Below are 6,192 nucleotides of genomic sequence, written 5' to 3' on the forward strand. Positions count from 1 at the left end.
TGTATAGTCCCAGGGGATGGGCAAGCAGCGTTGTGGCGTATCTTTCGGACAAACCTATGGGAAAAGTACCACATGGCTGCGCCACCACAACGCCGGCAACTCGGCGCCTTATCCAGCAAAGTACAGAAGGCGTACAAACGCTAGCCAAGCGTTTGGGTCTCACGGCCGGCACGGTGCGCAAATGGCGGCGGCGCACCAGCACGGAAGAGGCCGTGCGCGGCCCCAAACCAGCCTCCACGGTGCTCACCCCGGTTGAAGAGGCAGCTATTGTACTCTTCCGGCAGCATACGTTGCTACCGCTTGATGACTGCCTCTATGCTTTGCAGGAAACGATTCCCCACCTAAGCCGTTCGGCCCTGCATCGGTGCTTGAAACGCCAAGATATCAGTCGTTTACCCCCGGTCGACGAGCCGGCGGCAGGGGTGGGTAAAGCGAAGTTCAAGGCCTACCCACTAGGCTACCTGCACGTCGATTTTGCCGAAGTGCAAACGGAAGAGGGCAAGCAGTACCTCTTTGTTGCGATTGACCGCACCAGCAAGCTGGCCTTCGCCGAGTTGCAGCCGCAGGCCACGCAAGCCATTGCCACGGACTTTTTGCGGCGCGTCTTGCCACAGATTCCCTACAAGGTGCATAAGCTACTGACGGACAACGGTATTCAGTTTCGCAACCTGCCCCACTACACCCAAGTCGGTCGCCATCCTTTCGGGCAGCTCTGCGACGAGTGGGGCATCGAGCAGCGCTTCACCAAGCCCGCCCACCCCTGGACCAATGGCCAGGTCGAGCGCCTGAATCGCACGGTAAAGGAGGCCACGATTAAGCGCTTCCATTACGAGACGACGGCACAGTTGGACAGTCATTTGCAGACCTTTTTAGTGGCTTACAACTACGCCAAGCGGCTCAAGCGGTTGAAGGGGCTGACGCCGCACGAGTTTATTTGCGCCGAATGGCAAAAAAATCCTACTATCTTTCACCGCGACCCAACCCGCGACCCACTACCCCATACACCGGGACCATACAGCTATAGCGGTTTTGGGAACGGGGTAGCTGGTCGCTCGAAGAGACGCTTCGTTGATTCTTCTCGGCACGACTAGTCGCCGGGAGTCGCTGGTGCTGGCCGCAGTCTAAGCGCAGCGACGACTGCGTGCCGCTCGTGAAAGCGAGTTTGCAACTCGCCCACTCCAACGGCGTCCGCTAAAACAACCGCTCCACCGCCAATACCGCTTCCAGCCCCGCATAAAACGAGGCCGATGAGTACACGTAGTCCTCAGCCCGGTAGCAAATACCCGCCCGTACCGGGTTCTGATGAATGTAGTTCAGCTTCTGCTGCGTCACCGCTTCGCTCAACAGCTCAACGCTGTGGCTGGGCTGTTGCCAGAACTGGATATTAGTATTGCGCTGATTGAAATTGGCGGCGTTTTGAAACAGCCACTCCAGCCAGAAGCGGCGGCTCTCCTGCGGGTTGGCGTGCAGGTTTTCAAACACGCGCTTGGCGGTGTACTTTTTGAAGTCGCGCATGATGGCCGACAGCTCACACCCATCAGCCGCACGGGCGATAAGGTGCAGGTGGTTGCTCATCAGGCAATAGGCAAACAGCTCCAACCCTTTGGCCTGCTGGCAGTACCGCAAGCTTTCAATAATGATGTCCTTGTAAATCGGCCGGGTAAATACATCCGCCCATTCGACCACCGTGCAGGTGATAAAATACAAGCCTTCCTGGTTGCGAATGCGATAAGCCACAGTAAAATAGTTTGGTAGAAAAGGTAATCGGCAGTTACTGTAGCTGGCAATGTAGCTGTATAGCTAGCATATAGCTGGCAACAGTGGCAACTGGCAACAGTCTAAGCGTAGCGACGACTGTATGCCTAAGGTAAAGCGAGTTTGCAACTCGCCTTGGTAGTGGCCTTCCTGCGGGCGAGTTACAAACTCGCTTTCACGAGCGGCACGCAGTCGTCGCTGCGCTTAGACTGCAGCCAGCGCCCGTCAATACTTTCTAGTTCGGCGGAAAGTTCTTTTTCAGGAAGGCGAACACCAGGTCGAAATGCTTCAGGGGTTCGGCGTGGCCGCCGGCAATGGCATGATGCTCATAGGCATAGGGGAAATGGTGACGCTTCAAGCGGGCCATTATCTTGACACACATCGGCGTGGTAGGGGCTATTTCGTCGGCAGTGGCCGACAGCAGCAGCACCGGGGCTTTTATCTGCTCTACCGGGATGGCCGCGCTGTTCCCGGCCACGGTATCCGCTAGCATGGCCGTGAAGGCGCCCCGCAAATCCCGCTTCATCAGGAAGGGCACCGCGGCATCGTTCACCGGCACGAAGGGCAGTTCCCGGCCCTGATACGTCCACAGCGAGGTGCTGAAGTGCGCGGTATGCCCCGGAAATACCGCGTGGCTCGGCACCAGGGCCACCACGCAGTCGATATCGGGGTAGTAGCTGCCCAGCAGGAGCGCCAAGTCGCCGCCCCGGGAGCCACCGATAATGGCAATCCGGCCGGCGGCGACGGCTGGGTTTTGGGCCGCAGCTCTGATGGCATTATACACCGCCTCGACCGCAATTTTATTCAACGTATCGGGAGTGCCGGGCGCCCCAAAGTACCCAATTGCCAGAAAGGCATAACCCTGGGCCAACAGCTGGTTCCGGGTGCTGGCCCAATGGTCGCTGGCCCAGGCGTTGCCGCCTTCGGAGCCGCCCAGCCCCACCACCAGGGGCTGCTGGCGGCCGCTGCCCAGGTAGAGCTTGCTTTCCGTGTTGGGGGTGTGGAGGAGGACCTGCGCGGCCGAGGAAAAATCCAGGCACAGGCCCAGCAGGAGGATTCCGATGTATTTCATGGGGCTGATTTGTTTTCTGCAAAATTCAGAAAGTCAGCAGCCCTGGCATTTGACATAGGTCAAATAATTATCTTCTGGCCCGGATGCGGCTCAGCGTTTCCTGCGTGATGCCCAGGTACGAAGCGACCATGCTCAGCGGCAGGCGTTGGTGCAGCCCGGCGTAGACCTGGCAGAAATGCTCGTATTTCTCGGTGGCCGAGGTAAAGCGCAGCGAGGTAATGCGCTCTATCAAATGCCCGAACAGGCTGCCCATCGACAGGCGGGCGTAGCGCTCCATTTCCGGGTAGTTATCGAACAGATACCCCAGGTCGGCCACCTTCAGCCGGTAGGCCACGGTGTCTTCCAGCGCATCAATCGAATAGATATCGGGCTGCTGCCGCATAAAGCTGCGGGGAGAGTTCACCCATTCCTCTTCCGCACTGAAGTACTCGCTGATTTCCTTGCCGTCTTTCAGATAATAAGTGCGCAACAACCCTTGCTGAATGAAATAGCTTTCCCGGCACACGCGGCCCGTATCGTGCACGGTGTCGCCCTTCCGGAAGTGGACAATGGCCACCCTACTGCCTAAATCAGCGGTTAAAGCCGGACTCAAGCGAATGTACTGGCTAAAGTGGCTGAACAGCTTTTCCCTGGGGTCGAAAACTTCCGGCTCTTTCATTTGCATTGGTCAGGTGGGGCGGCAAGGCAGGCTGTAAAGTAGCACAGAAGCGCACACTCGGGGCGGCGCCAGCGCCACCCGACTAGTCCTGCGCTTCCGAAAGCAACCTGCCAGCGGTGTGGTACTCCACCAGGCGTAAGAGCCGGCTGGGGCCTGCAATTTTCTGGCTGGGGGGCTCTCGAAGTGCAGCTCCGAAAGCGCGTGGGGCACGGGCAAAGCTTGTGCGGTGCGCCATTCGCATCAGCGTGATTGGGGCTGGTTGCGTAGTTTAGCACCTGCACTCATTTGCCCTGCTTCGCTCTATGGACACGCTAAAACTTCCCGCCGACTTCGCTTTTCTACCCGACATGTACGCCGACGAATATTTTCCTGATAAGCAAGTAGATAAAATTAAAAAAGCAATTCAAAAGGTCGTAGCTCACCTCGAAAAAGGCCCCTCCAGCGCTGCGAAGACCCAGCAGAAGCTCGACCAAATGACCATTGCCATCAACGAGCTGCAGGACGACTTCGAGGAACACGACAGTGAGCTTGAGACGGGCGCGCGCGAGTCCATCGCGGAAACGGTGCAGCGCATCCTCACGCATTTCGGGGTGGACATTGACATGGAGGACGCCCTACAGGAGCGGGATTGGTAGCCGGCTTTGGAGTGGGCTTTCGAAAGTTGTACTCCGAAAGCCCACGAATTCGTAAAAGCGCACGACACGGCAGTGGCTTGCGAGCCATCTGGGGTCGGTCCGCTGCTATCGTTCACCCAAAAAAGTCTTTAACCAAGCAGTTGGAGTTCGGCCAACCTTTCTTGCAATGCGACTTGCTGGAAACGAGACAAAAACAATGCAAACAACTCTTTCACATCCTTGTCAATCCACCGCAAGCCACGTCGATTTTTCGCCGAGTACGTTTGGTGCAGAACCTGAATTGTTGCTGGCCCGGCTGTAAAATCGGGATTGTGGTCCATCAGGGATTGAAGGATGAGGCGATTGCGCTGGTACAGCACTTCACTGGTGGGGGAGCCCATGGCCATCTTTAAATGAAATAGTTGAAACAGCGAAACTCTTGCGCAAAAAACCCCGCCTGTTTGAGCTTGCCCTGGCTCTAAAACGCAACCCCCCTTCCAGCCGCAGGGCCGAAAGGGGGGTTGCGTTTGGGGGCGAAAAGAGCCGAGTAGTCCGGCGCTTTTTGCGCGTTTCAGGCGCCGCTTGCGTAGGGGTACAGGTGGCTTAGCAAATGAAAGCCAGCTGACTAGTTGAAGAAATAGGCAAACGAAAGCTGGAACCCGCGGTTGCGGACTTTACCCTCTGGGTCTTTGCCATCTTGGTCTTTGGGAATCAGGTTGCCCAAGCCCAGGCCGTAGCCGAGCTGCACCTGCGCCCCGCCCACTTTGTAACCCATTCCCAGGTTAAAACCCGCGTCGAGCGCGCGCAGATAGAGTTTATCATCGTCGCCTTCTTCGCTCGCGAATTTTATGTTGTTACTCTCCGATTCGCTTTCCGTTTCGGTTTGGCCGTTGGCGGTGATGGTTACTTTACTTTCTGACTTCACCTTGCCTCCCAAGCCCAGGGCAACGTACGGACCAGCAAACACCTGGAAGCCGCCCTCGGCGCCGTTGGTACTGTACACCAGATTCACGGGAAGCTCGATGTAATTGAGGCGAATGGTCTGCTTGACATCGTAAACAATAGTCACCGGGTCGCTGCCGCCAAAAGTTTCCCTACCCGAATCTTCGGCCTTGTCGCCCTTCATGGTAAAGAGCAGCGAGGGTTGCACCGACAGTTTGCCAAACTGCGCGTTGAGGCTCAAACCAACCTGCGCACCGAGCGCCGTTTTCGAGTCGGGTTCATCATCATCTTTAAAATCGTAGTTGAGCGTGGTGGCGTTCAGGCCCACGCGCGGGCCGAATGATACTTGCGCCTGCGCGGCAGTAGCGGCCAGCAGCAGTGCCGCAGCCGCAGTCGAACCTTTGTGTAGTAGATGTTTCATGGATGGTAAACAGTTAGAAAAGAATGGTAAATAGCTACCCCAAAAGCGGAGCAGCGAACAAAACTAGCAGAATTAGACGCGATTCCCGGAATACCCATGTTTTCGAAAAGAAATTAAGCCAAAAGACATCAGGCAATTGCGAACTGGCAATGCAAGCTGTGCAAGCTGGCAACAGTCTGAGCGTAGCGACGACTGTATGCCCAAAGTAAAGCGAGTTTGCAACTCGCCTAGCAAAAGGGACCTTCCCCAGAGTAGCTTCTGGTCATCCATCACCTTCGGCGCACCTGGTCTTCCATTTCAAGCGCGAACTGGATGTACCAGGGCAACAGGCTGTTGAAATCGGGCCCGGTAATCTCGACCATCGGCCCCAGGTTGCGCGCAGCTTGTACACCCCATTTGATACGTCCTGCTGTGTTAAGCAGTGGTGCAAAAGTAACCGCAGCAAAAAAGCGGGTCATGCTGAGCTTGTCGAAGCCTCTCTACCGCACCGTTGGAGTTGTTCATCGAGGCGGTAGAGATGCTTCGACAAGCTCAGCATGACGGTTAAAATTCAATACGATTACTTACGCACACCTGCTAAGAGCCTATCCGGAAAATAAGGAAGTTGTAGCCGAGCGCGAGAATTTTGGGGTTACCACACCTAACAAATTTCCCGTTGCGCCCGACTACAACCGAATACGAAGCTACCATACACGCCGATTTTTTGCCTTCTCCCGCACTCTGGGCCGCC

The 6,192-nt window shown here is 56.3% G+C and carries 7 protein-coding genes and 1 pseudogene; 2 read left to right on the forward strand and 6 right to left on the reverse strand.

What is annotated here, in order from left to right:
* Positions 1-56: 56 nt before the first annotated feature.
* Positions 57-1,013, forward strand: a pseudogene (locus GM79_RS20895) (IS481 family transposase); the annotation flags it as partial.
* A 178-nt stretch (positions 1,014-1,191) separates the two neighbouring features.
* Here the strand turns inward: GM79_RS20895 and GM79_RS20900 are convergent.
* The 3 genes from GM79_RS20900 to GM79_RS20910 all read right to left on the reverse strand — a co-directional run bounded on the left by GM79_RS20900 (position 1,192) and on the right by GM79_RS20910 (position 3,485).
* The gene (locus GM79_RS20900) at positions 1,192-1,737 is read right to left on the reverse strand and encodes an REP-associated tyrosine transposase (RefSeq protein WP_035567699.1); all 546 of its coding nucleotides are present in this window, start codon (positions 1,735-1,737) and stop codon (positions 1,192-1,194) included.
* Positions 1,738-1,990: 253 nt separating this feature from the next.
* Positions 1,991-2,827 carry an acyl-CoA thioester hydrolase/BAAT C-terminal domain-containing protein gene (locus GM79_RS20905; protein WP_035567701.1) on the reverse strand — a complete coding sequence of 279 codons (837 nt, stop codon included), beginning with the start codon at positions 2,825-2,827 and terminating at the stop codon, positions 1,991-1,993.
* Positions 2,828-2,894: 67 nt separating this feature from the next.
* Positions 2,895-3,485, reverse strand: coding sequence for a Crp/Fnr family transcriptional regulator (locus GM79_RS20910; protein ID WP_161787230.1), 591 nt, complete (start codon positions 3,483-3,485; stop codon positions 2,895-2,897).
* 302 nt (positions 3,486-3,787) lie between these two features.
* On the opposite strand from GM79_RS20910, the gene GM79_RS20915 reads away from it, so the two are divergent.
* On the forward strand, positions 3,788-4,120 hold the full coding sequence (locus GM79_RS20915) for a DUF5713 family protein (protein WP_035567704.1): 333 nt from the start codon (positions 3,788-3,790) through the stop codon (positions 4,118-4,120).
* Positions 4,121-4,248: 128 nt separating this feature from the next.
* Here the strand turns inward: GM79_RS20915 and GM79_RS20920 are convergent, their stop codons facing one another.
* From GM79_RS20920 to GM79_RS20930, 3 genes are all read right to left on the reverse strand, one after another.
* Positions 4,249-4,500 carry a hypothetical protein gene (locus tag GM79_RS20920; RefSeq protein ID WP_152560122.1) on the reverse strand — a complete coding sequence of 84 codons (252 nt, stop codon included), beginning with the start codon at positions 4,498-4,500 and terminating at the stop codon, positions 4,249-4,251.
* 224 nt (positions 4,501-4,724) lie between these two features.
* Positions 4,725-5,462, reverse strand: coding sequence for an outer membrane beta-barrel protein (locus GM79_RS20925; RefSeq protein WP_035567708.1), 738 nt, complete (start codon positions 5,460-5,462; stop codon positions 4,725-4,727).
* Between the two features lie 269 nt (positions 5,463-5,731).
* Positions 5,732-5,920, reverse strand: coding sequence for a hypothetical protein (locus GM79_RS20930; protein ID WP_035567710.1), 189 nt, complete (start codon positions 5,918-5,920; stop codon positions 5,732-5,734).
* Positions 5,921-6,192: the final 272 nt, after the last annotated feature.

Source organism: Hymenobacter sp. IS2118 (assembly GCF_000715495.1).
Classification (GTDB): domain Bacteria; phylum Bacteroidota; class Bacteroidia; order Cytophagales; family Hymenobacteraceae; genus Hymenobacter.

Coding starts and splice junctions, on each gene's coding strand:
- GM79_RS20930 (WP_035567710.1), bottom strand. CDS start 5,920: ATGACCCGCTTTTTTGCTGCGGTTACTTTTGCACCACTGCTTAACACA.
- GM79_RS20925 (WP_035567708.1), bottom strand. CDS start 5,462: ATGAAACATCTACTACACAAAGGTTCGACTGCGGCTGCGGCACTGCTG.
- GM79_RS20915 (WP_035567704.1), top strand. CDS start 3,788: ATGGACACGCTAAAACTTCCCGCCGACTTCGCTTTTCTACCCGACATG.
- GM79_RS20905 (WP_035567701.1), bottom strand. CDS start 2,827: ATGAAATACATCGGAATCCTCCTGCTGGGCCTGTGCCTGGATTTTTCC.
- GM79_RS20920 (WP_152560122.1), bottom strand. CDS start 4,500: ATGGGCTCCCCCACCAGTGAAGTGCTGTACCAGCGCAATCGCCTCATC.
- GM79_RS20910 (WP_161787230.1), bottom strand. CDS start 3,485: ATGAAAGAGCCGGAAGTTTTCGACCCCAGGGAAAAGCTGTTCAGCCAC.